The following is a 16,746-nucleotide window of genomic DNA, read 5'->3' as shown; positions in this document are numbered from 1 at the left end:
TCACTTCGCGTGCGTTTCCCCACGGTACGCCCCACTTGGCGTACCCCTCGCACGCTCACTGATCGGTCTCAGGCTCCTGAGCGGTGGCCTGAGCGGCCTGCGCGGCGGCGCTTCCTGGGCGCTTTCGAGCCACCCAACCCTCGATATTCCGCTGCTGCCCACGGGCGACAGCGAGCGAACCCGGGGGCACGTTCTTGGTGATCACCGACCCGGCGGCGGTGTAAGCCCCGTCCCCAATCGTGACAGGAGCCACAAACATGTTGTCCGAACCGGTACGGCAGTGCGAGCCGACGGTGGTGTGGTGCTTCTTCTCGCCGTCGTAGTTCACGAAGACGCTGGCGGCGCCGATGTTGCTGTACTCGCCGATGGTCGCGTCGCCGACGTACGACAGGTGTGGCACCTTGGAACCCTCGCCGACCTGGGCGTTCTTCATCTCCACGTACGCGCCGGCCTTGGACTTCGGGCCGAGGTCCGTGCCGGGGCGCAGATAGGCGTACGGGCCGACGGTGGCGCCCGCGCCGATCCGGGCGCCGTCGGCGACGGTGTTGCTGACCGTGGCGCCGGCGTCGACGGTGGTGTTGGTGAGGCGGGTGTGCGGGCCGACCTCGGCGTGCGCGGCCACGTGCGTGGCGCCGATGAGCTGGGTGCCGGGGTGCACCAGCGCGTCCGGCTCGAAGGTGACGGTGACGTCCACCCAGGTGCTGGCCGGGTCCACGATGGTGACGCCGCTGAGCATCGCCTCGCGCAGCAGCCGCTCGTTGAGCAGCTTGCGGGCCTCGGCGAGCTGGACGCGGTTGTTGATGCCGACGATCTCGTGGTGGTCTGCGGCGACGGAGGCGCCCACCCGGTGCCCGGCCTCGCGCAGGATGCCGAGGACGTCGGTCAGGTACTCCTCGCCCTGGCTGTTGTCCGTGCGGACCTTGCCGAGGGCGTCGGTCAGGAGCTGTGCGTCGAACGCGAAGACGCCCGAGTTGATCTCCCGGATGGCGCGCTCGCTGTCGCTGGCGTCCTTGTGCTCCACGATGGCCGTGACCGCGCCGCTGGCCGCGTCGCGCACGATGCGGCCGTAGCCGGTGGCGTCGGGCACCTCGGCGGTGAGCACGGTCACCGCGTTGCCGTCGACGGCGTGGGTCCGCGCGAGTTCGCGCAGCGTCGCGCCGGTCAGCAGCGGGGTGTCGCCGCAGACGACGACCACGGTCCCGTCCAGCGCGGTGCCGCTGGCCCGCAGTTCGTCCAGGCCCATCCGTACGGCGTGCCCGGTGCCGTTCTGCTCGTGCTGCACGGCGGTGCGCACGTCCGGGTCGATCTCCGCGAGGTGGCCGCGGACCTGGTCGCGGGCGTGCCCGACGACGACCACCAGGTGCTCGGGGGTGAGTTCGCGGGAGGCGGCGACGACGTGGCCGATGAGGGAGCGCCCGCAGATCGCGTGCAGCACCTTGGGGGTGGTCGACTTCATCCGCGTGCCCTCGCCGGCCGCCAGGACGACGACGGCCGCGGGTGGGATATCCCCTTTTCGAGCGGTGCCGACGTCGCGGGGAAGGTTGGCGCTCACGGGGATACCCTTCGGCTTTTTCGGGAGGTGGACATCCGAAGGATACCGGTGCGTATAGGAGGCGACATGCGGGCGGGTCCCGGCTCAGAAGGCCGGGACCGGGGATCGCGTACGAGAAAGTGGGCTCCCCCGCCAGGACTCGAACCTGGACAAATGGCTCCAAAGGCCACTGTGCTGCCGATTACACCACAGGGGATGGTCAGACTGGCCAAGCCGGGCTCCCGCTTCGGCTGGCCGCTCGGCCCCCAACACTATGCCGTACCGGGCGCCCTCGATGCGAGAGTAAAGCCCCACGGTGCGCGGGGTGCGCGCGGGGCCCGCGATGCGCCGCCACGTCTCCCGTCCCTCTCTTCCCCACGCCTTCTCCTCGCTTCTCCCGCGTCTCTTCCTCATCTCTCCCCGTTCCTTCTTCCCTTTCTCTCCGCCCGTTTCGTCACGCGGGCGCCTCGCGGGGACTTCGCGGAGATTGGGGAGTTGTTCGCACGGTTCGCACAGGAAGGCGCGCTCGATACGGAAATCGCCCGAGTTCCCGGGTGCGCGTTCGAACGGAAAAGGAGTGGCCGCCACCCGTACGCTGGCAGGTATGACGACGACGGGGGAAGCCATGGAACCGGGCGCGCGGGGCGCGCCGAGTGGGCCGTGGTGGTGGGAACGGCGCCGCAGCATGGCGCTGGATGTGTCGATAGCCCTCGCGTCGGTGGCCGAGTGCGTTCTCGAAGGTCTGGACTTCGCCGGTGAGGCGGGCATTCCGGGCGGCGCGGGCGTCCTGCTCGGCGTGCTCGTGGGAGCCGTGCTCGTGGTCCGGCGGCGTTGGCCGATAGCGGTCGTGCTGGTCTCCATCGCCGCCTCGGCGGCCTCGATGGGGGTGCTGCTCACCATCATCGGCCTGTACACGATGGCCGCGTCCGGGCTGCCGCGGCGGATCACGGGCGTGTTGTCCGGCATGTCGATCAGCGGCACGTTGATCGTCACGGTCGTCAACTTCCAGCAGGACATGGCCCAGGACGGCTACCACCCCCCGTTCTGGGTGGCCGGCCTGGTCGCCGCGCTGATGGCGGTCGGCATCACGATGCCGCCGGTGCTGTCGGGGCTGTACGTGGGCGCGCGGCGGCGGCTCGTGGAGAGCCTGCGCGAGCGCGCCGACGGGTTGGAGCGCGAGCTGTCGCTGCTGGCGGACCGGGCCGAGGAGCGCGCGGAGTGGGCCCGTAACGAGGAGCGGACCCGGATCGCCCGCGAGATGCACGACGTGGTCGCGCACCGGGTGAGCCTGATGGTCGTGCACGCGGCGGCGCTCCAGGCGGTGGCGCTCAAGGACCCGCAGAAGGCGTCGAAGAACGCGGCCCTGGTCGGCGACATGGGCCGGCAGGCCCTGACGGAGCTGCGCCAGATGCTCGGCGTCCTGCGGGCCCACGAGGGGCAGCCCGCTGGCCACGCCGGCGCGGCCCAGCCGCTGCCGCTGGCGTCGGTGGCCGCCGCCGCGTCCGCCGCCTCCTCGGCCGCGGGCCAGGCCGGTGCCGCCCAGGGCGCGGAGCGGGGCGCGGACGCCGCCGGGGCGCGACGGTCCCCCGACGACTCGCCCGCGGGGCCGTGCCTGCGCGAGCTCGCCGGGCTGATCGAGCAGTCCAGCGCGGCGGGGATGGTGGTCGAGTTCCTGGAGGAGGGCGAGGAGCGGGCGTACGCGCCGGCGGTGGAGGCCACCGCGTACCGCGTGGTGCAGGAGGGCCTGACCAACGTGCACAAGCACGCGCCGGGCGCGCGGACCCGGGTGCGGCTCGCGCGGCGCCCCGGCGAGGTGGCGGTCCTGGTGGAGAACGGCCCGTCCGACCGCGCTGTCGCGGACGCGGGCCTGCCCAGCGGCGGCAACGGCCTGGTCGGCATGCGTGAGCGGGTGGCCTCGCTCGGTGGCGGCTTCGTGTCCGGGCCGACGGACGCGGGCGGCTTCCGGGTCTCGGCGGTGCTGCCGGACCGGACGGCCCGCCCGGCCCGCGAGACCGTGCCGGACCAACCGGAACAGCCGGCCCGCGAGACCGTGCCGGACCAGCCGGTCCGCGAGACCGTGCCGGCTCAGCCAGACCAGCCGACTCAGCCGGTCCGCGAGACCGTGCCAGCTCAGCCGGACCAGCCGACTCAGCCGGCAGGTCGGCCCGATGCTCGGCCGGATGTGGTGCACGAGCCGGCGGCGGTGCCCGAGCCGGTAGCTGGGGCGACGGCCGAGCCGGCGGCCGGAGTGGCGGCGGAGCCGGTCGCCGAACCGGCGGGCGGCCTGGTCGCCGGGTCGGTCAGCGAACCGGCGGAGGGCCGCGGGGCCCTCTAGCCACCGCCCCGCCGGAGCGCGGGCGACGGCCGCCGACGACGGGCCGGGCGCGCGGGGTTGACCGCGCCCACCGCCACCCCGGGCGGCCGGTGGCGATCCGCCCCCGGGCACACGGATCTCCTCGGCACGCGACGGCGACGGGAGAGCGCTGTGGATCGTCTGGGTCACGCGGCGACCGAGCAGGGGCCGGGGCCGGGTCCCGGCGCGCAAGTGCCACGCGGCGCTGGACGACGGCGGCACGCTGGTGGTCGCGGAGGCGTTCGTCGACGACGACGGCTCCGGGCCGCGCGCGGCCGCGCTGATGAGCCTGCACATGCTGGTCAACACGGCGGGCGGGCGCAACTACTCGCGCGCGGCGTACGAACGGATGCTGCTGCGGGCCGGGTTCGCCGGTACGGAACGGGTGCCGGTGGCCGGCGGGTTCGCGGCAGGCGTGAACGGCCTGCTGGTCGCCCGCAGGGGGCCGGTCGCCGGCGCATAGGCCCGCCCGCGCCGGCGGTGCCGCGGGGCCACGCGGTCGTACGGCGTCGGTCGTACGGTCTCCGCGCCGGCCAGGCGTCAGGCCCGGCCGACCCTCACCTGTCGCCGGCCCTCACGCGCCGCCGACCGTCAGGCGGGTGGGGCGCACGCCGGTGACCAGGGTGTCCAGGGCCCGGTCTATGTCGCCGCCGAGGAACCAGTCGCCGGTGTGGTCGAGGCTGTAGACGCGGCCCTCGGCGTCGATCGTCAACAGGGCCTGGCCGTCCGCCTCCTGGCCCAGCGGGCAGACCTCGGTGCCCAGCGCCCGGCCGAGGTCGGTCAGGGTGCGGGCCAGGTGCAGGCCGTGCAGCGGGTCGATGCGGAACGGGGTGGGCGCGAGGTGGCGGCCGGCGCCCGGCGGCTGGATGTGCAGCCCGCCGAACTCGGCCCACGCCTCGACGGCGGCCGGGAAGATGATGTGCCGGTGCCCGCCGGGCGAGACATGCGCCCGCAGCGCGTCGGCCCAGGTCTCGGCCTGTCGGATGTCCCAACGGCCCGGCGTCCAGCCCGCGTCCCGCAGCGCGGCGTCGACGCCGACGGGGAAGCGCGTGGCGGCCGTACGGTCGAAGGCACGCATGGATTCAGCCTCGCTTCCTGAGGGGCCCGGCCGGGGCCGGCGCCGCGACGTCCACCGCGCGCACCCCGAACTGGGCCAGCAGCGGCGCGCAGGAGCGGCAGGGCGGGGCGTAGGAACCGTGTGCCGGGTCGCCGTCCTCGCGGATGTGCCGCGCGGTGATCTTCGACTGCTTGAGCGCGCGCCTGGCCTCGCCCGGGGTGAGCGGCTTGCGGGAGGCGCGCTTGCTGCGGCCCGCCTCGGCGTGGGTCAGGAACCGGGAGAGCAGGATGGCCTCCGGGCAACGGCCGGTGAACCGCTCGCGCTGGGCGGTGCCGAGCGTGTCCAGGAAGTCCTGGACGAGCGGGTGCAGGGCGGGCGGCTGGTCGGCCTTGCCCGCGGTACAGGTGAGCGTCTGGCCGCGTACCGAGAGCGCGGCGGCCACGGTGGGCAGGATGCCGTCCCTTCGGTGCAGTAACGGCGGTGGCAGGTCCCGGCCGTCGGAGCTGCTCCAGCTCAACCGGGGATCGCCCGGTGTAGGCGCGGCCTCGCCGCTGTCCTGTGCGGTGTGCATGGTGGTGCTTCCCTCCAGGTGCAATCCCCCTGTTGCGGGGGTCAGCCTGCCAAATGGGACGCGTGGTGCGGAAGTCAGGTGTGCGCCCGATGGGGGACCCTGTCCGGTACGTCACCGTCGCGTGACAGGTAGTCGCTGACGTGTCGACGAGTCGTGCGATCGCGGTCGATGGCTGAGAAAGTGCGGCTCATGCGTACACACATCCGGCGCGGCGCGGTGGCCGTTCTGCTCTCTTTCACCCTGGCGTGTTCGGTCGCGTGCTCGGCGGACTCCGGGGGCGGGGGCGGCGCGGGGGAGCCCAGCGCGTCGGGCGGCGGGGCGAGTCGGGAACCCGTCGACGGCGCCGGGACGCCGCCGTCCTCCGGCGCGGCCGAGCCGTCCGACGAGGCCGGCGGCGGGCCCGGCCGCGCCTCGCGCACCCGTCCGCTGACCCGCGCCGAACTGCAACGGGCGCTGCTCACCCAGGGCTCCGTCGCCGGCTACGCGGTGCGCCGAGGCCCCAAGGACGCGCTGCCCGCCGACGCCACGGTCGCCGCGGACCGCGCCGAGTGCCGGCCGATCGTCGACGCCTTCGGCTCCCGGCCGAAGTACCCGCGCACCGCCTACACCTCGGCCAGCCTGACCAGGGGCGACCTCAGCGGCACGGGCGAGGGGACGCTGAGCCAGCTCCTGTTGGCCGCCTACCGGGTCGGGGACGCGCAGCGCTGGCTGGCCGAACTGCGCCGGGCGGTCGCGGTCTGTCGCGGCTTCACGGCCATCGACGGGGCGGGCGACCGGGAACCGCTGGCGATCACGCCGGGGAGGAACCTGGCGGTCGGCGACGCGTCCGTGAGTTTCCTCATGCGGGACGAGGCCGGAAAGGACGCCCCGGTCGCCATCACCGTGGTACGTACCGGAGCCAACACGGCCACCTACCTCTCGGCCGGGACGAGCGGCAGGCCCGAGCCGGTGGCGCGGGCGGTGGCGGACGAGCAGCACCGCCGCATGATGGACGCCGGGAAGGTCGCACGGTGAGCTGTTCGCGGCAAATGACGGGAAGCGGCGATCGAGGGGCAGATGGCGTGACTTGTCGTTGTTTTCCGCGCTCGCCGCAGGGCTGTTCCATGGCCGTTCCGTAGCCATTTCGCGGGCGCGGTGACGGACCCTCGCGGCGGTGGTCGCTGTTGCGGCACCGCATAGGCTGTCGGTAGTAGCCAGCAGCAGCAGGGGGCACCGCCATGACGACAGGTCGGCTCGGGCACACCGCGCCACCGAACACGGCCTACGCCGGGCAGGTCGTGCACTTCCCGGACCCGGTCCGCGCGGCCCGGCACCCCCAGGGTGTCCGGGTGGACGGGGACGGCTATCCGGACTTCACGCCGTACGCCAAGGCCGCCGTCGAGATCGCCGAGCCCCCGGAGGGTTTCGGGGTCGACGAGTTGCGGCTGACTGACTTCGTCTCGGCCAACGCCGCACTGCACGCCGCCGGGCACGAGTTGTGGGAGGGCGGGTCGCCGGTCGCCACGCCGCACGGCTGGACCTGGCACCACGTGGCCAACACGCGGCGGGTGCAGTTGATCCCCGTCGAGGTGAAGGCGCTGCTGCGGCACCACGGCGGGCTCGCCACGGCCGGTGTCGACCAGGACAAGCGGGGCACCCGACCGCTCCAGGAGACCCGCCCCGCGCACTTCGGCCTGCCCAAGCGCGGCCTGTCCGTCACCGAGGACCAGGTGCTCGTGGTCGAGGAGGACCTCGGCTACCGGCTGCCCGACGCCTACCGCGCCTTCCTCAAGGCGGCCGGCGGCTGCGCCCCGGTGGGCGCGGCGCTCGACCCGGAGCTGGGACTCCTGGTGGACCAGCCGTTCTTCACGGTCCGCGACGAGGCGGCGGTCAACGACCTCGTCTACGCCAACAAGTGCCTGCGGGACCACTTCACCAAGGACTACCTCGGCGTCGGGTACGTGCAGGGCGGCGTCATCGCGGTCAAGGTGCGCGGCGAGGCGATCGGGTCGGTGTGGTTCTGCGCGTACGACGACGCGCGGGACCGGGACGGCTGGGACGTGCGGGAACGGGTCGCGGAGCTGATGCTGCCCTGCGGCGACGACTTCGACGCCTTCCTGCTGCGCCTGGCGGGCAACCCGCCGGAGCTGGAGACCGTGGCCAACTTGATGGTGGACGGCGGCTTCGCGTACGTCGTCCCGGTGGAGGGATGAGCGCGATGGTGACCTTCGCGCAGGCGCAGGAGCGCGCGGAACAGTGGGTCAACGGAGACGTCCCGCGCTACCAGCAGCGCGAGGTGCGGGTGCGGGAGTTCGACCTCGGCTTCGTCGCCTGGGCCGAGGACCGCCCCGACGGGCCCTCGCGGGCGCCGGGCGCCCAGAGCGCGCGGCTGGTCATCGCCCGCGACAGCGGCGAGACCACGCTGTGGCCTGGTCTCCCGGTGGGCGAGGTGATCCGACGGTACGAGGAGGAGTACGGGGCCGGCGCCCAGGCCCCCGCGGCGCCCGCCGCGCCGGCCGGCCGGCTCGACCTGGAGGCCACCTCGTTCCTGCTGACGCCGCCGGAGTGGCTCCAGGAGGCGGCGAACACGCTGGGCGGCGGCATCTCGACCCGGCGCCCGGCCGCCTCCGGCACGTCCGGTACGTCCGGCGCCTCCGATACGTCCGGTGCCTCCGGCACGTCCGGTGCCTCCGGTACGTCTGGCGCGGGCACGGCCGGCGGCTCCGGGAGCACCGGGGCCTCCGGGGTCGAGGGCGGCTCCGAGGGCAGCGGCTCGGCCAACGGTTCCGGGACCTCCGGCACCGACGAGCCGGGCGACTCCGGGTCCGCGACCCCGTCGGCCGGCGACGCGGCGTCCGGCGCGCTCAGCTCGCCGCCCTCCACTCGCACGCCGTACCCCGACTCCGGCGCGGGCCAGAGCCAGGGCCACGGCCGGGACCACGGCCAGCGTGACGGTCGGGACGCCGACGACCGGGAGCGCGGCCCGGACGCCACCGGCGAGGGTCCCGTCCGAGGTGCCGACCAACCCGCTCCCGGCCCGGCCGTGCCCGACGCGCCCGGGTTCCCCGCCGCGCCCGGCCCGGCCTTCCCCGCCGCGCCCGCGTTCCCGGCCGCCCCCGGCTCCGCCACGGGCGGCTCGACCGCCGGGCCGTCCTGGGAGGACACCAACCACGGGGGCGACGACGGCGACCGCTCCGTCGCACCGCCCGCCACCGTCTTCGCGCCGCCGCTCGCCGGCTTCGACGACGAGGACACCCCGGTGCCGGGCGTGGCGCCGGAGGCCAAGACGGAGCTGATGTCGGCGGGGAGCGCGCTACCGCCCACCGCCATCGCGCCCGCCATCGACGGTGGCTTCCCGCTCCAGGGCCCCGACTCCGCCGCCGGCCCGGGCACGCCCCAGGTACCGGCGATGCCGCCCGGCCCACCGCCGGGCCCGCCGAGTGTCGGCGGCGCCCCCGGCGTGCCGGCGGCCCCGGGCGCCCCCGGCTCGGGCGCGCCCGCCGCTGGCCCCGCGTCCACCGGCGGTCCCGGCACCCCGGCGCCGGCGCCCGGAGCGCCCACCGGCGACGGCATGGGAGCCGCCGCCCCCGGCGTGCCGACCGGACCAGGGGCGCCCGGCGCCCCCGCCGGCGGCTACGTCCCGACGCAACTCGTCTCCCAACTCGACTCCGGCAACCCGCTGGCGCCCCCCGGCGCCTCGGCCGGCGCGGGCGTGCCCGCACCCCCCGGCGCGCCGGGCGCCGGTACGCCGCCTCCGGGTGCTCCTGGTACGCCGCCTCCGGGTGCTCCCGGTGGTGTGCACGCGGCGGCGACGATGCTGGCCGGGCCGAACGGCCCGGCCGCGCCCGGCGCTCCGGGCCAGCCCGGCGTCGGCGGCCCGCAGCCGCCCGGGCCCCCCGGCGCCCCCGGCGCCGGTCCCGGCACCCCGCCCCCCGGCGCCTCGGCCGGCGCGGGCGTACCCGCTCCGCCCGGCGCTCCCGGCATGCCGGGCGCCGGTACGCCGCCTCCGGGCGCCCCTGGTACGCCGCCTCCGGGTGCCCCCGGTGGTGTGCACGCGGCGGCGACGATGCTGGCCGGACCGAACGGCCCGGTCCCGCCCGGTGCCCCGGGCCAGCCCGGCGTCGGTGGCCCGCATCCGCCCGGCCCGCCCGGCGCCCCGCACACGCCGCCCCCGCCCGTGCCCGGCCAGCCCGGCGCGCACGGCCACCCGGGGATGGCCCCGCCGCCGCCCGGCCCGGGAATGCCCGGCCCCGGGATGCCCGGCCCGGGAATGCCCGGCGCGCCCGCCATGGCCGGCCCGTACGGCTACCCGCCGGCGCCCACCGGGCTGCCCACGGTCGGCCCGGGCTACATGGCGGTGCTCCGCTACCGGGCGCAGGACGGCTCCGAGCAGCAGATCATCCGCCGCTCCGCGCCCGGCACCCCGCACCCGGAGTGGCAGATCCTGCACGAGCTGCGGGCCATGAACGTGCCGCCGCAGCAGGTGCTCGAACTCCACACCGAGCTGGAGTCCTGCGACCTGCCCGGCGGCTACTGCGCCCGCATGATCCGGGAGTCCTGGCCACAGGTGCGGATCAGCCACACCGCCCCGTACGGCCGCGACCACGCCACCCGGCAGCAGGGCGTGCGCCACCTCATCGAGCACCAGGGCGAGTTGCACCAGGTCGCGGACGGGCCGGCCAGGCCGGCGCCGGTGCGGGTGCCGCTGCCGCACCCCAGCCAGGTGCAGCGGGCGCCGGCCGTCCCGCCGGAGGGTCTCGCGCAGGAGTTGCTCAACGCGTTCGGGCCGCAGGGCATCTTCCGCTTCGATCAGCGCGCCGTCTCCCGGCAGGGCGTGCCCGACATCGTCGCCCAGACGCTGGTGTGGGCCGGGTTGCCGGTGGACTTCGGGCCGTTCTTCTGGGCCCAGGCGCAGCCGGGTCGGCCGGTGCCCACGCTGGCCGAGCTGGCCGCCGAGCGGCAGGTGCAGCCCGCGTCCGACGCCGGTTCGTACCTGGTGATGGGCAACGACTTCGGCCGCCAACTGTGCGTGCAGTACGGCACGGCGCACATCGTCGCGGTCCCGGTCGAGGCCGGCCCCGGCGGCGCCCCGGTGCCGCCGCAGTTCGTCAACACCGGGCTGCCGGAGTTCGTGCGCTGCCTCGGCCTCCTCGGCTGGATGTGGCGGCTGCGGGCGACGCTCACGCCGGAGCAGGCGGGGCGCTGGACGGTGGACTTCCAGAACCACCTCTCCGCCCTCGACCCGGCGGCGCTCGCCTCGCCGGAGAACTGGTGGGCGGTGCTGCTTGAGCAGATGTGGGACGGCCTGCTGTAGCACTCCGTACGCCGGGTCACACCGGCCACAACGGCCAGCACGGGTCACGCCGGCGTACGCGCCCCGTGCGCCGTAGGCCGGAGGCCGTCCGACCGCACCCCCGCGCGGCGGCGCCCCACCCCGGGGCGCCGCCGCGCCGCACGTTCACGCTCCCCCGCCCGGCCCGGTCCGGGTGCGCCCGTGGCTCATAACCCGAGGGGCATGTCCGCATGCCGCATTTGGTAGTGGAAGGCATACGGGGCGGCACCTAACGTCGCTGTCATGACGGAAACGCACTTCACCAGTTACGTAGAGCTGATCCTCGACAGTCTCCGGGAGCGTCCCGAGCGCACCGTGCTGCGCACCGAGGACGGCTCGTCGACCAGCGCGGGCGCCTTACACGACGCCGTGCACGGGATGGCCGCCGAGCTGACCGACCGCGGCATCGGCCGCGGCGACACCGTGGCCCTGCTGTCCGGCAACCGCCCCGAGACGCTGAGCGCCCGGTACGCCGTGAACCTGGTCGGCGCCCGCGTGGTCATCCTCTACGAGGCGCTGGCCGCCGACCTGCTCGCCCGACTCGTGGCGAGCGTGGAGCCGGCCGCCCTGCTCGTGGACCCCCTGCACGAGGCGCGGGCCGCGGAGTTGCTCAGCCACTACCGGCCGCCGCTGGTCCTCTCCTTCGGCCCCAGCGACGTGGGCGCCGACCTGCTCGCGCTCGCCGACGGGCACCGCGGGCGGCGGGTGGCCAGTGCGGCCCGCGCCGAGGACGACTGGTGCATCCGGCACACCGGCGGGACCACCGGCCTGCCCAAGGGCATCCGCATGGCGCACGGCTTCCACCGGCAGGCGCTCAGCTCCGGCACGGCCGCGTCGGGCCACGCGCCCACCTTCCTGGCCTGCACCTCCCTGGCGCACCTGGCCGGCATGGTCGCCGACCTGGCGCTGCTCTCGGGCGGTCGCGTGATCATCCAGCGGTCCTTCGACCCGGCGGCGGTGTACGCCGCCATCGAGCGCGAGCGCGTCACCGACCTGTGGCTGCTGCCGCCGCTGCTGTACGCGCTGCTCGACCACCCGGCCCGGGCGACGGCCGACCTGTCGAGCGTGCGCCGCATCGCCTACGGCGGCTGCGCCGCCTCCCCGTCCCGGCTGCGCGAGGCGGCCGAAGCCTTCGGACCGGTGCTGAACGGCTGGTACGGGCAGGCCGAGGCGGGCATGATCGCCACGGTGGGCCCGGAGGAACACGCGGTGGTGGGCGCGGCCGGGCAGATCACGGTGGGCCGCCCCGCGCCCGGCGTGCGGATCGAGATCCACGACGAGCACGGGCAGCCCCTCCCGGCCGGCGAGAGCGGCGAGATCTGCGTGCGCACGCCGTCGATGATGAACGGCTACTGGAAGCAGCCGGAGGCCACCGCCGAGGTGCTGCGCGGCGGCTGGGTGCACACCGGTGACGTGGGCTACCTGGACGAGGACGGCTACCTGTTCATCGTGGACCGGCTGAGCGACAAGATCGTCGTGGTGGGTGGCCACGTGTACCCGACCGACGTGGAGGAGCTGCTGCTCAGTCACCCCGCCGTGGCCGCCTGCGTGGTGTTCGGCGTACGCCGCCCCGACCAGACCGAGGCCGTACACGCCGCGGTGGTCCCGGCGCCCGGCCACAGCGTGCGCCCCGGAGAACTCAGCGCGTTCGTGACCGACCGTCGCGGCGCCATGTACGCGCCGGAGGTCGTACGGGTCGTCGCGGAGATCCCGCTGACGCAGGCGGGCAAGCCCGACCGCAAGGCACTGCGCGCGCGGGCGCTCGCCGAATCGGCCGCCGACTCCGGCGCTGACCCGGGCTCGGATGCCGGCCCGGATGCCGGCAGGGGGTCGGCCGCTGGTGCTGGTGCTGGCATCGGCGCCGGGGAGGGGTTGCGGGCCGAGGGCGCCGGACAGCGGTAGACCGCCGCCCCCGCGCCCCGTACGCCCCACCCGCCCCGCGCGCCCGCGCCTCGTACGTCCCGCGCGACACGCCCCGTACGCCCGTACGCCCGTACGCCCGGCGCCCGACTCGGCCGCCTGCCGCGTCCGTCGCACGGGAGCGGCCCGGGCACGCGGGGCGTACGCCCGCTTCGGTCGCAAGGTCAATACCGTGACGGTCCGCTGTATCGCCGCTCTATCGGATCAAAATCCCTGAGATTACGACTTCCGGCGTCAATTGCCGCATCCTTGCCTGAGGAACTGGGTGGAGTGTCGCGGTATGGGCATTTCGCTCGCATCTACAAAGATGTTCGGCGGAGACACCGGATAGAGGGGCTTCAGGATGAGCGGGACGGATTCACCCCACGGCTTCACCACCACCGGGCGGGGCGAGCGCGGCTACCGTCCTGCGCAGGTGGAGCAGTATCTGACGCAGTTGTCCGCAGACCGGGACGCGGCGTGGGAGCGCGCCGCGCGGCTGACCGTGCTGGCCAACGAGATGACCGCCGAGGCGGAACGGCTGCGCGAGGTGATCGCGCAGCTCCCCCCGCAGACATACGAGGAACTCGGCGAGGGCGCCCAGCTCATCCTGACCACCGCCGAGCAGGAGGCCGACCGGTTGCGGGCGGGCGCGCGGGGCGCCGCGAAGGAGGCCACCGAGGCGGCGGCCGAGTACGCCGACGCGACGCGCGACGCGGCGGACACGGCGGCGGCGGCGCTGCGCGCCGAGGCCGAGAAGTGGGCCGAGCAGCGGATCGAGGCGGCCCGCGCCGCCGCCGCCGAACTGCGCGAGGCGGCCGAACGGGACGCGCTGCGCGAGCGGCGCGACGCGGTCGTCGAGCTCCAACAGGCTCGGGAGCGGACGGAGGAGTTCCTGATCGAGCAGGAGCAGCAGCACGCCGACCGCTGGGAGGCGCTCGGCGTCGAGATCGCCGAGCGCGAAGCCGCCCTGGAGTCCCGCATCGCCGAGCTGGAGGCCCTCGGCGAGCGCACCGTGGCCGAGACGCAGCGCGCCTACGCCGCGGTCGAGGAGGCCGCCCGGCACGGCCAGGAGGACGCGGAGGCGCAGGGCGAGGAGCTGATCGCGCGGGCGCGGGCCCGCGCGGAGCGCATGGAGCGCGAAACGGAGCAGATCCTGCGCGCGCACGCGGAGGAGCGCGAGGAGCTGGCGTTGCAGATGGAGCACGTGCGCGAGACTCTCGGCGTCCTGACCGGCCGGCGCGTGCCGGTCGAACGCCGGACCGAACAGCCCGCCGCCAGCCCGGATACCGCTACGGTCTCCCACTCCTCCCGGGTCGCGGCGGACGCGACCGCCGCGACCGCCGGGGCCGAGGGGACTGCCGCGTCCGGAGCGTCTGGTACGGCCAGTGCGTCCGGTACGTCTGACGGGGCGGGCGTGGCTGGTGGCCACGGGGACGTCGCGGGTGCCGGTGCCGGTGTCGGAGCGGGGGCCGGTGCGGGCGCGGGCGTGGTGACACGTGCGGGCGGTGGCCAGGGCGCCGGGGGCGCCTCCCGCGCGGGCGGCCTGGTCGACGAGGCGGGTGCCGCCGGCGGCGCCGGAGAGGGTGACGTCCCCGCCGACGCCGATGCCAAGGCCGATCCGGGCGCCGACGAGGCCGACCGGGTCGACCGGGGCGCCGATGGCGTGGGCCCCGCAGTGCCACGGCCCTTGGCCGGGCCGGGGAAGCGCAAGCTCGGCGACGACGATGACACGATCGAGGTCGAACTCCCGGTCCTGCCCCCCGCGGACCACCCGACGCCGTAACCGCGCCTCGCGGGCGGCCGTCTCGTGCACGGCCCCCGCTCTCGGGGACGCCGTCGGGCCGCCCCGCTACCGCGCGTCGCCGCGCGGGCCGCCACCAGTCGGGCCAGTCGGCGCCCCGCCGGCCGGCTCGTCCGCCGGAGGCTCGGGACGATCCGGCGCGCCGGGGGCGGCCGGTGCGTCGGAGGTGGCGGGTACGCCGGACGTGGTCGACGCGTCGGATGCAGCGAGTGCGTCGGATGCGGCCGGTGTGTCGGCAGCGACTGGTGTGGCGGGTGTCGCCGGGGAGTCGGTCGCGGAGGTGGCCGGGTCGTCCACGTGAGTGGGGAAGACGCGCGGGGCGAGCAGGAGCAGCGCCAGGACGGCGAGGACGGCGGCCAGGGCGGCGCCGAGGTAGACGTAGTCGACGGAGTCGTCCACGGCGCGGCGCAGGTAGTCGGCGGCCTCGGCGGACAGCTCGCCGGGGTGCTCCAGGGCGCGGGACACCGAGTCCAGGTCGTCCGGGAGGTCGCCGCCGAGCGAGTCGGGGGCGTCCGCGAGTCGGGCGGCCATGGTGGCGTTGGCGACGGCGCCGAACAGGGCCGCCCCCACGCTCTGTCCCACCTGGCGGCAGAAGAGTATGGAGCCGGTCGCCGTGCCGCGCTCCGCCCAGCCGACGGACGACTGCACCCCGACGATGAGCGGGAGTTGGAAGAGGCCGAGCGCCCCGCCGAGCAGCAGCATGATCAGCGCGGGCTGCCAGGCCGAGCCCGGGTAGGGCAGCAGCGGGAACGCGAACAGGATCAGCGCGGCCAGGCTCATGCCGACGATGGCGCTCTGCCGGAAGCCGATGCGCAGGTAGACGCGGTTGCTCAGGGCGGCGGACACGGGCCAGCTCAACGTCATGGCGGACAGCACGAACCCGGCGGCGGTGGGGGACAGACCGAGGACCGACTGCGCGTACGTGGGCAGGAACACGGTCGGGGCGATCATCAACAGGCCGAGGCCGCCCAACGAGAGGTTGACGGCGGCGATCGTACGACGGCGCCACACCCAGCCCGGAATGATCGGCTCCGCCGCCCGCCGTTCGATGACCACGGTGCCGGCCGCGCAGGCCGCGCTCGCCGCGAGCAGGCACAGCGAGGGCGTCGAGAGCCACGGCCAGGCCACGCCGCCCTGCACGAGCGCGGTCAGCAACAGACTGCCGGAACAGAAGATGCCGAGCGCCCCGGCCCAGTCCACCCGTGGCCGCGCGCCCCCGTCTCCCGTACGGCGTCCGTCCGTTCGGCGTCCTCCCGTACGTCCGTCCCCTGTACGCCCGCCACCCGTACGCCGGTCTCCCGTGGGCTCCGCGCGCGACTGCGGGGCGCGCGCCGGCTCGTGCAGGTGGCGCACGACGAGGAGGAGTGCGACGGCGCCGACCGGCAGGTTGACCAGGAAGATCCAACGCCAGTCCGCGTACGTGGCGATGAGCCCGCCGAGCGCCGGGCCGGCCACCGACGACGTGGCCCACACGGTGGAGAGCTTGGCCTGGATCTTCGCGCGCTCCCGGTGCGGGTACAGGTCGGCGGCGATCGTCTGCACCGTGCCCTGGAGCGCGCCGCCGCCCAGGCCCTGTACGACGCGGAACGCGATGAGGCTGGCCATGTTCCACGCGGTGGCGCACAGCAGCGAGCCGACCAGGAACAGCGCGATGCCCACCAGCAGTACCGGCTTGCGGCCGAAGGTGTCCGACAACTTCCCGTACACCGGCAGCGAGACCGTCACCGCGAGCAGGTAGCCCGAGAAGAGCCAGGAGAAGACGGAGAAGCCGCCGAGGTCGCCGACGATCTGTGGCACGGCCGTGGAGATGATCGTGGAGTCCAGCGCGGCGAGCGCCATGGCGAGCATCAGCGCGGCGACGACGGGCCCGCGCCGCTCGGCCTCCGGGGGACCCGCGGCCTGTGGCGTGGGGCCCTGGTCCGTGTGCCGTGCGGTGCCGCCCACCGTGCGTCTCCCTCGCTCGTTGTAGACACCACCTTTCCACGGGCCGCGCTCTCGCGGTACTGGTCAACGCCCCACCCACCCCGGCCGTCCCGCGCCACACTCCGGGTCTCCCGTACGGCCACCCTGACCCGCCCCACCGACCGCTCCGGCACTGCTCGGCGGGGGTCACGTGAGGCCCCCCGCGGACCAACCCGGGCGCCCCGCCGGGCCCCCCACCCTGAGACCCGGGCGCCCCTGGGGGCCGTCCCCCTAGGGGAGCCGACGGCCTTCCCCCTA

Annotated in this window: 10 protein-coding genes, 1 tRNA gene and 1 pseudogene; 7 read left to right on the top strand and 5 right to left on the bottom strand. The window is 75.3% G+C overall.

The genetic code is table 11. From position 1 onward, the window contains the following. Positions 1–55: 55 nt before the first annotated feature. Complete coding sequence (gene glmU, locus OYE22_RS11625; RefSeq protein ID WP_348652271.1) at positions 56–1,504, bottom strand: bifunctional UDP-N-acetylglucosamine diphosphorylase/glucosamine-1-phosphate N-acetyltransferase GlmU; 1,449 nt, start codon at positions 1,502–1,504, stop codon at positions 56–58. 172 nt (positions 1,505–1,676) lie between these two features. Next, positions 1,677–1,748, bottom strand: a tRNA-Gln gene (locus tag OYE22_RS11620). Between the two features lie 387 nt (positions 1,749–2,135). On the opposite strand from OYE22_RS11620, the pseudogene OYE22_RS11615 reads away from it, so the two are divergent. Both OYE22_RS11615 and OYE22_RS11610 read left to right on the top strand, forming a co-directional pair. Continuing rightward, a pseudogene (locus OYE22_RS11615) lies at positions 2,136–3,515 on the top strand (histidine kinase); the annotation flags it as partial. A gap of 466 nt (positions 3,516–3,981) precedes the next feature. Continuing rightward, positions 3,982–4,347, top strand: a complete 366-nt coding sequence (locus OYE22_RS11610; RefSeq protein ID WP_348652270.1) for a methyltransferase — start codon at positions 3,982–3,984, stop codon at positions 4,345–4,347. 111 nt (positions 4,348–4,458) lie between these two features. On the opposite strand, the gene OYE22_RS11605 is transcribed toward OYE22_RS11610, so the two are convergent. Both OYE22_RS11605 and OYE22_RS11600 read right to left on the bottom strand, forming a co-directional pair. Beyond that, positions 4,459–4,962: an SUKH-3 domain-containing protein gene (locus OYE22_RS11605; protein ID WP_277320348.1), complete on the bottom strand. Its 504-nt coding sequence runs from the start codon at positions 4,960–4,962 to the stop codon at positions 4,459–4,461. Between the two features lie 4 nt (positions 4,963–4,966). Beyond that, positions 4,967–5,512, bottom strand: a complete 546-nt coding sequence (locus tag OYE22_RS11600) for a YwqJ-related putative deaminase (protein ID WP_277320347.1) — start codon at positions 5,510–5,512, stop codon at positions 4,967–4,969. A 189-nt stretch (positions 5,513–5,701) separates the two neighbouring features. Here OYE22_RS11600 and OYE22_RS11595 point away from each other — a divergent pair, with 189 nt between their 5' ends. The 5 genes from OYE22_RS11595 (at position 5,702) to OYE22_RS33415 (ending at position 14,508) form a co-directional block, all read left to right on the top strand. Next, positions 5,702–6,526 carry a hypothetical protein gene (locus OYE22_RS11595; RefSeq protein ID WP_277320346.1) on the top strand — a complete coding sequence of 275 codons (825 nt, stop codon included), beginning with the start codon at positions 5,702–5,704 and terminating at the stop codon, positions 6,524–6,526. Positions 6,527–6,729: 203 nt separating this feature from the next. Further along, positions 6,730–7,704 carry an SMI1/KNR4 family protein gene (locus OYE22_RS11590; protein WP_277320345.1) on the top strand — a complete coding sequence of 325 codons (975 nt, stop codon included), beginning with the start codon at positions 6,730–6,732 and terminating at the stop codon, positions 7,702–7,704. 5 nt (positions 7,705–7,709) lie between these two features. Continuing rightward, positions 7,710–10,805 carry an SUKH-4 family immunity protein gene (locus tag OYE22_RS11585; RefSeq protein ID WP_277324089.1) on the top strand — a complete coding sequence of 1,032 codons (3,096 nt, stop codon included), beginning with the start codon at positions 7,710–7,712 and terminating at the stop codon, positions 10,803–10,805. Between the two features lie 261 nt (positions 10,806–11,066). After that, positions 11,067–12,725 (top strand): AMP-binding protein, encoded by a 1,659-nt coding sequence (locus OYE22_RS11580; protein WP_277320344.1) that lies wholly within the window; start codon positions 11,067–11,069, stop codon positions 12,723–12,725. Positions 12,726–13,086: 361 nt separating this feature from the next. After that, positions 13,087–14,508 (top strand): hypothetical protein, encoded by a 1,422-nt coding sequence (locus tag OYE22_RS33415; RefSeq protein WP_348652205.1) that lies wholly within the window; start codon positions 13,087–13,089, stop codon positions 14,506–14,508. A gap of 66 nt (positions 14,509–14,574) precedes the next feature. On the opposite strand, the gene OYE22_RS11570 is transcribed toward OYE22_RS33415, so the two are convergent. After that, the gene (locus OYE22_RS11570; protein ID WP_348652204.1) at positions 14,575–16,470 is read right to left on the bottom strand and encodes an MFS transporter; all 1,896 of its coding nucleotides are present in this window, start codon (positions 16,468–16,470) and stop codon (positions 14,575–14,577) included. Positions 16,471–16,746: the final 276 nt, after the last annotated feature.

The organism is Streptomyces sp. 71268 (assembly GCF_029392895.1).
GTDB lineage: Bacteria > Actinomycetota > Actinomycetes > Streptomycetales > Streptomycetaceae > Streptomyces.
The sequence above is the reverse complement of the archived record's forward strand: the minus strand, read 5'-3'. Positions and strand labels throughout refer to the sequence as shown.